The organism is Streptomyces daghestanicus (assembly GCF_020521275.1).
Taxonomy (GTDB): Bacteria; Actinomycetota; Actinomycetes; order Streptomycetales; family Streptomycetaceae; genus Streptomyces; species Streptomyces griseoviridis.
Window position 1 is genome coordinate 203,302 of record NZ_BNDX01000007.1, and the last position, 12,058, is coordinate 215,359.

Annotated in this window: 9 protein-coding genes; 5 read left to right on the plus strand and 4 right to left on the minus strand. The window is 73.6% G+C overall.

The features are described 5' to 3' along the window. Positions 1-2 precede the first annotated feature (2 nt). The 4 genes from Sdagh_RS08225 to Sdagh_RS08240 all read left to right on the plus strand — a co-directional run bounded on the left by Sdagh_RS08225 (position 3) and on the right by Sdagh_RS08240 (position 3,672). Positions 3-1,145 (plus strand): ribosomal eL19 family protein, encoded by a 1,143-nt coding sequence (locus tag Sdagh_RS08225; protein WP_226534847.1) that lies wholly within the window; start codon positions 3-5, stop codon positions 1,143-1,145. Next, positions 1,142-1,957 carry a glycosyltransferase family 2 protein gene (locus Sdagh_RS08230; protein ID WP_190076798.1) on the plus strand — a complete coding sequence of 272 codons (816 nt, stop codon included), beginning with the start codon at positions 1,142-1,144 and terminating at the stop codon, positions 1,955-1,957. The genes Sdagh_RS08225 and Sdagh_RS08230 overlap by 4 nt, the downstream gene beginning before the upstream one ends. 63 nt (positions 1,958-2,020) lie before the next feature. Further along, positions 2,021-2,692 carry a class I SAM-dependent methyltransferase gene (locus tag Sdagh_RS08235; RefSeq protein WP_190076797.1) on the plus strand — a complete coding sequence of 224 codons (672 nt, stop codon included), beginning with the start codon at positions 2,021-2,023 and terminating at the stop codon, positions 2,690-2,692. Continuing rightward, positions 2,692-3,672: a class I SAM-dependent methyltransferase gene (locus Sdagh_RS08240; protein ID WP_190076796.1), complete on the plus strand. Its 981-nt coding sequence runs from the start codon at positions 2,692-2,694 to the stop codon at positions 3,670-3,672. The genes Sdagh_RS08235 and Sdagh_RS08240 overlap by 1 nt, the downstream gene beginning before the upstream one ends. Before the next feature lie 19 nt (positions 3,673-3,691). On the opposite strand, the gene Sdagh_RS08245 is transcribed toward Sdagh_RS08240, so the two are convergent. Both Sdagh_RS08245 and Sdagh_RS08250 read right to left on the minus strand, forming a co-directional pair. Then, positions 3,692-4,591, minus strand: coding sequence for a glycosyltransferase family 2 protein (locus Sdagh_RS08245; RefSeq protein WP_189419288.1), 900 nt, complete (start codon positions 4,589-4,591; stop codon positions 3,692-3,694). Beyond that, positions 4,588-6,606, minus strand: coding sequence for an O-antigen ligase family protein (locus tag Sdagh_RS08250; protein WP_190076795.1), 2,019 nt, complete (start codon positions 6,604-6,606; stop codon positions 4,588-4,590). Before Sdagh_RS08250 ends, Sdagh_RS08245 begins: the two co-directional genes overlap by 4 nt. 89 nt (positions 6,607-6,695) lie before the next feature. Here Sdagh_RS08250 and Sdagh_RS08255 point away from each other — a divergent pair, with 89 nt between their 5' ends. Then, positions 6,696-7,346: a hypothetical protein gene (locus tag Sdagh_RS08255; protein WP_189419284.1), complete on the plus strand. Its 651-nt coding sequence runs from the start codon at positions 6,696-6,698 to the stop codon at positions 7,344-7,346. Positions 7,347-7,366: 20 nt separating this feature from the next. On the opposite strand, the gene Sdagh_RS08260 is transcribed toward Sdagh_RS08255, so the two are convergent. Continuing rightward, the gene (locus Sdagh_RS08260) at positions 7,367-8,413 is read right to left on the minus strand and encodes a glycosyltransferase family 2 protein (RefSeq protein ID WP_190076794.1); all 1,047 of its coding nucleotides are present in this window, start codon (positions 8,411-8,413) and stop codon (positions 7,367-7,369) included. Positions 8,414-8,427: 14 nt separating this feature from the next. Beyond that, the gene (locus Sdagh_RS08265) at positions 8,428-12,036 is read right to left on the minus strand and encodes a DUF4082 domain-containing protein (RefSeq protein WP_190076793.1); all 3,609 of its coding nucleotides are present in this window, start codon (positions 12,034-12,036) and stop codon (positions 8,428-8,430) included. Positions 12,037-12,058 lie beyond the last annotated feature (22 nt).

Sequence of the window (12,058 nt, forward strand, 5' to 3'; positions counted from 1 at the left end):
GGATGCCACGGCGTACCGGACGGACACCGCTCGCGGGGCTGCTGCTCGCCGCGCTGCTGGCTCTGGCGGGAGCGGCCTGCACGGAGCCGGGGGCGCCCGCGGCGCGGGACTGCCCGGACGGCGCACCGGAGTGCCGCGCCCGCACGTCCCCGGCACCGTCGGACACCGCGCCGTCGGACACCGCACCATCGGACACCGCGCCGTCCGGCGCCGCGCCGTCGCCCCCCACCGCCACGGCCTCCGCGACAGCCGGGATCCCGCCCGCCGCACCGCCGGCGACCCCGGCGCCCGGCGGGAGCCGCACGTCCGCGGCGCCCGGGGGCGCCTGCGCCTCCCCCGCCGCCTGCGGCTTCCCCGACGCCCGCACCACCGGCCACCGCACCGCGCTGGAGCCCCACGACACCGGCTACCTGGCCATCCGGGAGAACGGCACGGTCATCCGGGGCTGGGACATCACCGGTTCGCTCGACATCTACGCCGACGACGTCACCGTGATCGACTCCAGGATCACCTCGGACAACTGGTGGGGCATCAACCTGCGCCCCGGCCACAAGGGCCTGCGGGTCCTGCACTCCACCATCACCGCGGTACCCGGCGAGGGACCCGACAACGGCGGCGTGGACTACGCGGTGTCGAACATGGGCGGCGGCTCGATCGAGGTCGGCTGGTGCGACGTCTCCGTGTTCGGCGACGCCCTCTCCATGGGGCAGGGACACCTGCACGACAACTACGTCCACGACCTGGTGCCGTTCGTCAACCTGGGTGGCGAGTGGCAGCACACCAACGCCGTGATCAGCGGCGGCGGCAACACCGGGCACCTGGTCATCCGCCACAACACCCTGCTCAACCCGACCGGCCTGAAACAGGGCGCCTCCGGCAGCATCGGCCTGTTCGCGGACACCGGCGTGGTCCGCAACGTCACCGTCGACCGCAACTGGATCGCAGGCGGCGCCTACGCCCTGTACGGCGGTGCCGAGGGCGCCACGCACATCGAGGTCACCGACAACGTCTTCTCCACGCAGTACCACCCCGCCTCCGGCGGCTACGGCGTGGTCGCGCACTGGAACGCGGACGGCGCCGGGAACGTGTGGCGGAACAACCGGATGTCCGACGGCCGTCCCGTCCACCCGGAGCCGGCCGCGTGAGCGCCCCCCGGACCCGCCGGGTCGCGCGGGCCCCGTGGACGCTGCTGAAGGCACTGTGCGGCTGGCTGGTCCTCTTCGAGGCCCGGAACAAGATCCTGCTGGCCCCGTCCGCGCTGCGGCTGCGCCGGACCGAGAACGCCGAGCTGCGCCGGCTGGCCGCGGCGGCGGCACCCGCGCCGCCCCCGGCGCTGGTGGCCACGGTCATCGCCACCCACCGGCGCCCCGAGGCGCTCCGTGCCGCCGTGCGCTCGGCGCTGGAGCAGACCGTCCGCGACCAGGTCGTCGTCGTGGTCGACGACGGCGCCGGGCTGCCGGAACTCCCCGCCGACCCACGGCTGTTCGCCGTCTCCCTCACCCGCAACACCGGGGTGGCCGGCGTCGTGCGCAACGTGGGCATCCGCCTCACCCGCTCCCGGTATGTGGCCTTCCTGGACGACGACAACCGCTGGGAACCCGACCATCTGGAACGGGCGCTGGCGGTGCTGGACGCCCCCGGCGGACCCGACGGCGTGTACACGGCCCTGCGCCGCGTCCTGCCCGACGGAACCGAGCGGGACGTCCTGTCGGTGCCCTGGGACCGGCGCCGGTCCGCCCGGGAAGCGTTCCTGGACACCAACGCCTTCGTCGCCCGCCGCACCCGCGCCCTGCACTTCAGCCGGCTGCGCCGCACCCCCGAGGTGCTGCCCCGGGAGGACTGGGAACTGATCCGCCGGTACGCCCGCCGGCACCGGGTGCGGCACGTGCCCCACCCCACCGTCCGGTATCTGATGAACCCGGCCAGCTTCTACACGCGCTGGCCGCGGTCACGTTGAAGGCCGAGCCCCTCTCGCCGCCTCTCCCGCCCTGCCCGCCCCGACCCCAGGTGGTTGATCCCCATGCCCCGCTCCCGCGCCCTCAGGAACCGCTTCGTCGACGCCCCCGGCTCACTGGGCGAGCGTATGCGCCTCGCCCGCTGGGAACGGTTCCGACGCTGTTTCCCCGGCATCGAGGGCATGAGCGTCGTGGACCTCGGCGGCACGGCCGAGATGTGGCTGCGCGCGCCGGTGCGGGCCAAGCACGTCCACCTGGTCAACCTGGAGGAGCATCCCGCCGAGCTGCCCGACTGGATCACCGCGGAGGTCGCCGACGTGACCGACGCGGCGGTCGCCGCCGAGCTGAGCGCCCGCGGCGGCTTCGACCTCGTCTTCTCCAACTCGGTCATCGAGCACGTGGGCGGCCACGGCCGGCGCCGGCAGTTCGTCGCGGCCGTGGAGACGCTGGCGCCCCGGCACTGGGTGCAGACGCCGTACCGCTACTTCCCGGTGGAGCCGCACTTCGTGGCTCCCGGCTTCCAGTTCCTGCCGCTCGCCGCGCGGGCCCGCCTCGTACGGCGCTGGCCGCTGGTCCACAGCCGCCCCGACGGCCCCGAGTCCGCGCTGGACGCGGTGGTCAGCATCGAGCTGCTGACCCGCACCGAGATGCGCTACCTGTTCCCCCGCTCGGTGCTGCTCAGCGAACGGGTGCTCGGCGTGCCGAAGTCGCTCATCGCCGTACGGAGGGAACTCTGATGCTGAACAACCTCGTCAACCGGCACGACGCGGACCGGTTGCTGCGCAAGGTGCGGAAGCTGGACCTGGACCCGGTGCTGGCCAAGTTGCGGGTGCGCGGCGGCGCGCGGGTGGTCCAGCACTGGTCGCGGGTCGACCCGTCGCTGACCGAGTGGTGGGCGATACCGGCGGTCGTCGAGCGGTGGAACCTGCTGATGACCGGCGACGCGGACACCTCCTTCCCCGCGTACGTGGCCGCGCGGCACTTCGCGCCGCGCACCGGTCTGCGCGGCCTCTCGCTGGGCTGCGGCACCGGCGGCAACGAGCTGCTCTGGGCGAGGACCGGCGCGTTCGCCCTGCTGGAGGGGGTGGACGTGGCGCAGCGGCGGATCGACTTCGCCACCCGCGCCGCCGCCGAACAGGGCCTCTCCGGCGTCCTGCGGTTCCGGGTCGCCGACGTCAACCGGACGGCCGCCGACGGGGAACGCTTCGACGTGCTGCTCGGCCTGCAGTCACTGCACCACTTCGACCGCCTCGACGAGACCCTGCCGCGGCTGGCCGGACTGATCGAACCGGGCGGGATGTTCGTGGTCGACGAGTTCGTGGGCCCCACCCGGTTCCAGTGGACCGACGCCCAGCTGGACGCGGCGAACGCGCTGCTGGCCCGGCTCCCCGAGGAGCGGCGGCGGCTGGCCGACGGCCGGATCAAGCGCCGGGTGGTCCGGCCCAGCCGGATGTCGATGGTGCTGGACGACCCCTCGGAGGCGGTCGACGCGGCGGCCCTGCTGCCCGGTCTGCGGCGGTACTTCGACGTCGTGGAGGAACGACCGTACGGGGGCACGGTGCTGCACATCGCGTTCTCCGGGATCGCCCACCACTTCCGGGACCAGGAACCCGAGACGCTGGCGCTGCTCGATCAGTGCTTCGCCGCGGAGGACGCGGCGCTGCCGGAGGTCGGGCACGACTTCGTCGCCCTGGTGTGCCGCCCCCGGGCGTCCTGAGCGGCGGCCGCCGGGGCCGTCAGGGTCCCGGCGTGGCCCGCAGCGCGCCCGGCCGGACCAGGGCGGCCGCGGCGGCGCGGGCGGCGGGCCGGCCGAGCACGGCGCGCGAGGTCTCCCGGAGCAGGACGGCGGCGCGGAAGGCGGCGGTGGCGAGGGCGCCGTGCCGCCGGCGGTACAGGCGGACCCGGTTGAGGGTGAGCAGGGTCCACAGCCGGGGCGACACCCGGGAGTCACCGCCCAGGTGCACGGCCTCGGCGGTCGGCTCCAGCCGGGTGGCCCAGCCCCGGTCCCGGGCCCGGAGGCAGAACTCGGTCTCCTCGGAGTAGAGGAAGAACGACTCGTCCCACCGGCCGCAGTCGGCCAGGCACTCCCCCGAGACCGCCATCAGCGCGCCGGTCGCCCAGTCGGCGCGGGTGGGCCGCCGGTACGCGGCGGGGTCGGTGACCAGTTCGCCCAGGGCCGGGAACCGCCCGGCGCGGGTGTTTCCGACGAGGGCCTCACCGAGCGCCCGCAGCACGGTCGGTTCGCGGCGCAGCGAGCGGTGGGGCGCGTCACCGCCGTCCTCGTACAGCAGGGGTACGGCGATGCCGGTCCCGTCGCCGAGGCGGCCGACGAGGCGTTCCGCGCAGCCCCGCCGCAGCCGGACGTCGGGGTTGCAGATCAGCACCGCCCCGTGCTCCCCGGCCGCGTCCAGCGCCGCGTTGACGCCGGCCGCGTACCCGGCGTTGCGGCCGGTCGGCACGACCGTGGCGGCCGGGGCGAGGGCGCGCAGGAGGTCGACGGTGCCGTCCGAGGAGTCGTTGTCGGCGACGACGAGCCGCCAGTCGAGTCCGGCCATCCCGTCGGGGAGCGTGGCGAGGAAGCCGGGCAGCACCGGGGCGCTGTTCCAGGTGACGACGATGACGGCGACGGTGCTCATCGGGACTCCGCGAGGTCGGGAAGCCGGGCTTCGGGGGGCGGCGCGGGGGCGCGCGGGGCGGACGCGGCACGGCGGATGAAGCCGAGGTGACTGCCGCCGGCGCCCAGGATGAGGAAGAACATCCCGGCGTACATGGGGAAGCTGAGCGCGTCGAAGGTGGCGCTGGTGACCAGGGCGACCAGGGCCGAGGCGAAGAATGCCTGGCCGAGTTCCCGGTCCGACTCGGTGCGGGCGAGGCGGCGGACGGCGCCCCCGGTGTGGATGCCGGTGGCGATCAGGACGAGGAAGGCGACGAGGCCCACGACGCCCGTCTCGGCGAGGATCAGCATGTACTCGTTGTCGGTGAAGAAGTACAGGTCGGGGGTGAAGGTGCCGAACCCCCGCCCGAACCAGGGGTGTTCCTTGAGGTAGGGGACGATCGCGCTGTACTTCACGGTCCGGGCCTGGGTGCTGCTGTCGGAGTCGGAGAGGAAACCGGCGAACAGGTTGGTGATGGTGCCGATCAGCCCGGGGATGATCACCTTGAAGACGGCCACCGACCCGAGGATCAGGCCGAGCGCGGCCCAGCGCCGCTGCGGCTTCCAGCGGGGCACCATCACCAGGATCACGATGAACGCGCCGATGATGGAGGTCCTCGACACGGTCAGCGGCAGCGCGCCCGCCATGATCGCCACCGGTGCCCAGCGGCGCAGCGCGCCGGCGTGCCGGCGCACCGGGTCGAACGCCTGGTGGACGGCGAAGGGCACCAGCAGGGCCAGCATTCCGCCGAACTCCAGCGGGTGGGCGGTGGTGGAGCGGGGCCGGGTGAACGAGCCCCGGTCCATGGCGCCGCTGCCGGCGCTGCCGGACTGCAGGCCGGGGATGCTGATCGAGTCGGCGATGTTGGTCGCGGCGAAGAAGTCGTAGTAGCCGATCAGGGCGACCACCGTGCCGAGGACGACGAGGCGGCGCATCAGGGTCTCCAGACGGGCGCGTTCCTGGATGCCGGCCGAGGCCAGCACCACCAGCGCCACCCACACCAGGAGTCCGATCAGTCCCCGGTCGGCGCCGAGGACCTCCGCGTGCGAGCTGCCGCGGGTCGCCGCCGCGAGGTACGACAACAGGACGGCGGCGGCGAGCACGCACATCGCCACGCGCGGCAGCCGGGTGCCCGGCGCGGGCCGGATGCGGCCGCCGAGCCAGGTCGCGAGGTACCAGAGGAGCCCCAGCAGGGCGAAGACGTTGGCGGGGGTGCCGACGCCGCCCAGCGCGGGCAGGGTGAGGTTCGACGGGACGAAGAAGGCGAGCACCAGATAGCCGGTGAGGACCGTGGTGGCGTCCAGGCGGCGCACCAGCAGGCCCTTGGGCCGCTCCGGGGGCCGGGCGCGGTGGCGGCGGGCCACGTACCCGGCCAGGGCGCGGCCCCGGCGGCGGACCACGGCGACGCCCTCGGCCAGGACGGACAGCAGGAACGCGCCGACCAGTCCGGCGATGACGACGGCCGCGACGCCCTGGTACCGGCTCTTGGACCGCGGGACCGGGGTCTGCGGCAGGACGACCGGCGCCGACTGCACGGCGTACACCGGGGGTACCTTGGAGGCGGCCTGGAGGGCGGTGAGCTGTTCCCCGGCGAACTCGGTGAGGGTGGTGGTCTCGCGGAGCACCTTCGCCCGGTCGGTGCCGGTGACGCTCAGCCCGAGCAGCGGGCCGTCGGCGTCCGCCGCGAAGGCCACCGTGTAGGGGTCGGTGACGCCGCGCGAGCGCAGTTCGTCCGCCGACGCGCCCGACTGGAGGGTGCGGATCAGGACGTCGGCCGTGACGACCAGCGAACCGCCCGCGTTCGACAGGGGGTTGCCGAAGGTCGGCGGCAGTTCGCTGGTCGCCCGGGAGTCCAGGAGCGTGACGGAGCTCTGCGACTCCCAGGAGACCGGGACGGTCCGGTAGAGGTAGCCGCCCGCGAACAGGCTGAGCAGGGTGAGCGGCACGACGAAGTACCAGCGCCGCCGCATGATGGCCAGGAGGTCGGCGAGGCTCACGGGGACTCCCGCCGGACCGGGACACGTGATCCGGTGGCGGCGGGACCCGGCGCCTGCGAGGATCGGGGGCGCCGACGGAAGGATTGCCCGTGTCGCCCCGTGACGTCGCCGAAGCGCTGCTCCGCCGCTGGTACGTGGTGCTGCTGGGACTCCTGCTGACGGCCGCCGGGGCCTTCCAGGTGCTGCATCCCGCCCCGCGGTACGTGAGTTCGGCGGTGGTCGTCCTCAAGCCGCCCGTGACCGGCAGCCAGCCGAACCAGCTGACCAATCTGCAACCGCCGCTCGCCACCCTCTCGTACGGGATCGTCCAGCGGCTGGAGTCGGCCGAGGGGCGCGCGGAGCTGGCCGCGGCGGGGGTGCGGGAGCCGTACCAGCTGGTCCCGCGCAACAGCGGGACCAGTGCCACGCCGAGCTATCTGATCCCCTCGGTGCAGGTGCAGGCGCGCCGGTCGGACGCCGGCGCGGCGGACGCCGCGGTCCGGCGGATCATCGACGTCTACACCCGGCATGTGACGGCCGTCCAGGAGGCGCAGGGGATCGCCCCCGCGGCGCGGATCGGGGCGTCCGTGCTGGTCGCGCCGAGCGCCGCGCCGGTGCGGGGGGTCCGCAGCCGGGCGCTGGCCGGTACGGCGCTGCTGGGGCTGACCGGTACGTTCCTGGGCGCGCTGTGGTGCGACCGGTACGCGCGGCGGCGCGGAGGCCGGCTGCTGCGGGCCGGCGGTGTCCCGGTGACGGGCTGAGCGGAGCGGTAGTACGGGCATCACAGACCGCGCCGCTTCCACGACTCCCACCACAGCCGCTCCCGCCCGCGCTCGGCCACGGCCGACCACACCAGCGGCTGGAGGTACGGCATGACCGCCGGGCCGATCCGCCGGCGCAGCCGCAGCGCGCGGTACTCCGGCAGGGCCTCGAACCCGGGCAGGCACTTCTCGGCGAAGGCCACGCACTCCTCGACCGGGACGACCGCGGTGCGGCCCCGGTCGTAGGCCCGGTAGGCGCGGCGGAGCGCGAAGCGGGCGAGCCGGGTGTGGACCTGGTCGGCCAGGCGGTCGGCGTCCGGCAGCCGGTCGCCGCACTTGGCCAGCACCGAGTCGAAGGCGACCAGCCGCTGGCGAAGGTCGTCGAGCTGGCCGCCGAAGTCGGTGGTGGACATGTTGTCACCGTGCACGCGGTAGAAGGCCTGGTCGGCGCCGCGGACGTAGCCGACGTCGGCGTGGGCGGCGAGCCGCATCCACATCTCGATGTCCCCGGCGTGCGGCAGGGCCGGGTCGTAGCCGCCGACCGCGCGCTGGAGGCGGGTGCGGACGACGACCTCGGGCGAGGTGATGCAGCCGGTGCCCTCGCGGAACCGCCGCTCCAGCCACCACCGTCCGGGGTAGACGACCGAACCGGTGGAGCGGGTGCGGGCCTTGGGCAGGGGTCCGCCATGCCGGAAGCGCAGCGGCCGGCCGTAGGCGAACCCGGCCTCCGGGTGGGCGTCGAGGAGGGCGGTGGCCCGCGCCAGGGCGCCCGGCACCAGCCGGTCGTCGGCGGACAGCAGGGCCACGTAGTCGCCGTCGGCCCACTCCAGGAGGCCCTCGTTGTACGTGGCGATGTGGCCCTTGTTGACCGGGTGGACCCGGACCTCGATCCGCGGGTCGGCGGCGGCGAGCCGGTGCGCGGTCTCGGCCGAGTCGTCGGGCGAGGCGTCGTCGATGATGAGCACCCGGACGTCGACACCGTCCTGCTCGTCGAGGACGCTGCGCACACAGTCGGCGAGGAAGTGGCCGTACTTGTAGCAGGGGATGACCACACTGACACTGCTCATCGTGGGGTTGCCAATCAGTTCTTCGGGCGGCGGACGGAGTCGGCGGTCAGGGTCCACGTGCGGGACGCCACCGGGTGCCCGCTCCGGTCCTTCGCGGTGACGGTGACCCGGAACCGGGTGCCGTCCGGCAGGGGCGCGGTGAGGTGGACGGACGCCTTGCCGGTGGCCCGGTCGTAGTGGGTGACGGGCCGGACGCCGAGCTTCTCGGCGGCGGCCTCGTCGGCGGCGCCGGACAGGATGTCCAGGCCGGCCCGGACCGAGGCCGGTTCCTCGTCGGCGGGCACGGCCGCCACCAGCGGGTGCGCCGCGTCGGCGGTGTACGTCACCCCGGATGCGGTGGGTTCGAAGGAGCCCTCCGCCGCCAGGGAGGCGCTCGGGTCGTCGGCGGTGAAGACGGGGCCGACCCAGTAGTTCGCGGAGCCGTAGGAGGCGGTGGGGAACGCCGGGTCGGTGCCGTACTTGTACAGCCCGTTGGGGTGGGGGGTGGTGTCGGCGGTGGCGGTGAGCGGATAGGACTGGTGGGCGGCGGCGAAGTAGCCGCCGTCCACCGCGTAGCGGCCGTTCGGCGCGTGGTAGGAGGCGATGTACGCGGTGCCGGCGGTGACCTTCACCGGGGTCGCGAAGACCAGGGTCTGCCAGCCGGAGGCCGTCTCGTTCACGAAGGTGCCGCTGCCGAGCAGGGTGCCGTCGTCGGCCCAGAGGCTGCCGGTGTGGGTGCCGGTGTTGCCGGTGCCCTTGTAGAAGGTGACGCCGGTGATCCAGCCGTCCGCCGAGGAGGTGAACCGGGTGCCCAGCTCCACGGAGTTGGTGTCGGAGGTCATGTCGGTCACGGCCGGCGCGGCGTTCGGGCCCCACAACGTGCAGGGGCAGGTCACCGGGGGCGGGGTGGAGCTGGTGGTGAACGACCAGGTCACCGGCTCCGTCATGGTGTTGCCCCACACGTCGGAGGCGCGGACGGAGGCGGTGTAGGCGGTGTGCAGGGAGAGCTGGCCGGCGGGGGTGAAGGTCACCTTGTCCGCGGCGGGCACGGTCACGGTCCCCGGCACCGTGGAGCCGTCCGGGGCCTTCAGGGTGAACGTCAGTCCGTCGGGGTCGACGGAGGCGCTGAACACCGCCGAGACGGACGCGGTGATCGAGGTGTCGGCCGCCCCGGAGGTCGGTGAGGTGGAGGTGACCACGGGGGGTGTGGTGGTGGCCGTGGAGGTGTCCAGCACCACGTCGACCCAGTAGTTGCTGCCGCTGGACTGGGCGGACGGGAAGGCGCCGGCCGAGGTGTAGCGGTAGACGCCGTTGCCGCCGTCGGTGCCGGACTTCAGGGCGGTCAGCGGCGCGAGGCCGGCGCCCTGGCCGGCGAAGCCGTCGGCGTCGTAGGAGTAGCCGCCCTTCGGCGCGAAGTAGGAGGCGACGTAGGTGGTGTTCGCCTTGACGGTGACCGGGGTGGCGAAGTTGAGCTGCTGCCAGCCGGAGGCCGTCTCGTTCGCGAAGGTGCCGGTGGCGAGACGGGTGCCGGAGGCGGTCCACAGGCTGCCGGTGTGGGTGCCGGTGTTGTTCGGGGACTTGTAGAAGCGTACGGCGGTGATCGCGCCGGGCTTGGTGGTGCGGAACTTGACGCCCAGCTCGACGGAGCCGCCGTCGCCCGCGTTCAGGGTGCCGGGCACCGCCGAGGCCGGCCAGATCGTGCAGGGGCAGACCTGGGGGCCGACGGTCAGCGGGATGGTGGTGACGGTGCCGATGTTGACGCTGTCGTCGACGGCGCGGACCTTGACGGAGAGGGGGCCCGGGGCGGTCGGGGTCCAGCGGTAGCTCCAGGACGTCAGGCCGGTGGCGGCCTGCCAGGTCGCGCCGCCGTCGGTGGAGACCTCCACCCGGGCGACCACGCCGCCGCCGGAGTCGGTGGCGGTGCCCTTGACGGTGACCGGTCTCAGTGCCGGGACGGTGGCCCCGGTCGTCGGCGCGGTGACGGTGACGGCCGGTCCGGTGGTGTCGGTGGAGGCGGTCGCGGCGACCAGCTGGCTCTGCCGGGTGGCGGGCTGGACGCCCATGTCGGCGAGGATGTTCACCGTCGCCTGCTGCATCCGGACGTCCTCGGTCACCACGGTGTCCTCGGGGTGGTACGTGGGTACGTCGGTCAGCCCCCACGACCACTGGACGGTGCCCGCGCCGAAGACCAGGGCCCCGGAGTCCTGGTCGCGGAAGGCGACGAGGCTGTGGGTGGCCGTGCCGTTGCCGTAGGTGTTGCCCCAGTCGGTGCGGAGCTTGCCGTCGCCGATCTCCACGGTGGTCGACGACAGGTTGACGGCGCCGGTGGGGCGGGTGCTGTTGTCGATGTCGCTGTCCCACTCGTAGCCGAGGGTGCCGGCCGGGAAGGTGGCGGTCTGGTTCGCGGTGAGGTTCGCGACGGAGGTGTTGCGCCAGAGCCGGTTCCTGCCGTACGAGCCGGGCACGGTGATGGCGTCGGCGCGGTAGCCGTTCACGGTGAACATGGAGCCGGTGAGGATGTTCGGCGGCTGGTACTCCTGCCCGTACCGGGTGCTGGCCGGGTCCATCCAGGTGCCGGTCCAGGTGCCGCTGGGGTCGGCGACGCCGTTGTTCTGGGCCATCTTGGTCATCTTGTAGCAGACCAGGGTGCGGTTCGCGGTGCTCGTCCCGTCGATGCTGGGGGTCAGCCGGGTCTGCCAGAACACCTCGTTGCCGCTGAAGAAGCCCTGCCGGACCCCGGCCTTGCGGGCGTTCAGCACGTTGGTGTACTGGCTCTGCGTCCAGTACTCGTCGTGTCCGGAGGACAGGTACACCTGGTGCTTCTTCAGCAGGGCGGCGCCGTTGGCGGAGACGTCGACGCCGGAGAGGTAGCTGACGTCGTAGCCGTTGCGTTCCAGCCAGGACAGCATCATGAACTCGGAGCCGTAGATGCCGTTGTCGCCGCCGATGTCCAGCGGCCGGTTGTAGCTGACCTCGTAGGCGCGGCCGTCGGGCGCGGGGCCGGCGCCGCCGTACAGGTCCTGGCCGCCGTAGTCGTTGTACGCCTGCCAGGTCTGGTCGCTGGTCTGCACGACGATGTCGGAGGTGCTGCCGTCGTCGCGGACGACGAAGGGGTACGGCATCATGCCGTCGCCGTCCGCTTGGGCGAGGTTGGCGATGTACAGGCCGGAGACGGCGTCCGCGGGCACCGTCCAGGTCACGTTCACCGGCCAGTTGCCGCAGTCGACCAGGCCGGTGGCTGCCTTCTTCCCGCAGGCGGCGGGCGCGGTGGTGTAGGTCGCCGGGTAGGTGACCGCCGCCTGCGCGGCGGTGGACATCAGCCGGGCGCCGTCACCGCCGTACCAGCCCAGGCGGTAGATCTCCACCCGGTACGGGACCGGTGACTGGATCTTGAACCGGAGGGTCTCCCCGGCCTGCACGCTCTCCTTGGTGGTGAAGCCGCCGATCTCGCCGTAGGCGTTGGCCGCGAACCACTCGGACTTCGGGGTGCCCGCCTTGGAGTTCTCGCAGACGATCGGGTTGGAGTCCGCGCCGCACGGGTCGGCTGCCGCCCCGGCGGCCCCGGACTGCGGGAGCACCGCCCAGATCAACGCCGCCGCGACGGCGAGCCGGAGGCCCCTCAGCCGTCTGGTCCATCTGTCCATGAGTACCTCGTGTACCTCTCGG

Bases quoted from the DNA above. Each gene is read 5' to 3' on its own strand.
- Sdagh_RS08240 (WP_190076796.1), top strand. From the start codon at position 2,692: ATGCTGAACAACCTCGTCAACCGGCACGACGCGGACCGGTTGCTGCGC.
- Sdagh_RS08265 (WP_190076793.1), bottom strand. From the start codon at position 12,036: ATGGACAGATGGACCAGACGGCTGAGGGGCCTCCGGCTCGCCGTCGCG.
- Sdagh_RS08245 (WP_189419288.1), bottom strand. From the start codon at position 4,591: ATGAGCACCGTCGCCGTCATCGTCGTCACCTGGAACAGCGCCCCGGTG.
- Sdagh_RS08235 (WP_190076797.1), top strand. From the start codon at position 2,021: ATGCCCCGCTCCCGCGCCCTCAGGAACCGCTTCGTCGACGCCCCCGGC.
- Sdagh_RS08260 (WP_190076794.1), bottom strand. From the start codon at position 8,413: ATGAGCAGTGTCAGTGTGGTCATCCCCTGCTACAAGTACGGCCACTTC.
- Sdagh_RS08225 (WP_226534847.1), top strand. From the start codon at position 3: ATGCCACGGCGTACCGGACGGACACCGCTCGCGGGGCTGCTGCTCGCC.